At 34.1% G+C, this 601-nt stretch carries 1 protein-coding gene; it reads right to left on the bottom strand.

The window, feature by feature from the left end; genetic code table 11:
- A partial coding sequence (locus FHQ30_RS13135) for an ankyrin repeat domain-containing protein (RefSeq protein ID WP_139625208.1) occupies nucleotides 1–470 on the bottom strand: 470 nt, incomplete at its 3' end.
- Nucleotides 471–601: the final 131 nt, after the last annotated feature.

The raw sequence follows: 601 nt of genomic DNA, 5'->3' as shown, positions 1-601 counted from the left end.
TATTCATAATGTACATTTCCACCATTTTTTAACATAAGTTCTAAAACATCTAAATGTTCACGTATATATCCTATCATTGATAAAGGTATTAACCCGTCTCGATTAGGAATATTAGGATCAGCCCCAGCATTTAATAATGCAATCGCTGCTGCTGCATTTTTTGAGCGCATGGCGTAATGTAACGGGGTCATACCATACATATCTTGGGCATTCACCTCCACACCATGGTCAATATAAAATTGAACTACGCTGAGAGGTGCTGCAGATAAAAGGTTGCAGCGGTGTAGCCAATTCCATTTTTCTTTTGGTGTTTTTTCCAAAATATCCAACTTTTTTTCTTCAAAAAAAAGTTTATTTAATAACGTTAAATCTCCATCTCCATTTGCTTCTGTTGCTTGCAAAGTAAAACTTTTTTCATAAAGTTCTTGATATCTTTCTTCAAATGACTGTTTTTTACTTATTTTAGCCATAACTATTCTCCTGTTTCTCTAAATTTTCTCATATCCCTAATAATATCATCTAGATATCCATTACCCGGCATTTCATCCACATGACTACGATTAATCGACATATTTTCCAACCTAAAATTCTCCGGTCTAGC

The organism is Testudinibacter sp. 'clade 2' (assembly GCF_006227735.1).
Taxonomy (GTDB): domain Bacteria; phylum Pseudomonadota; class Gammaproteobacteria; order Enterobacterales; family Pasteurellaceae; genus Chelonobacter.
This window is presented reverse-complemented; position numbering and strand designations above follow the sequence as displayed.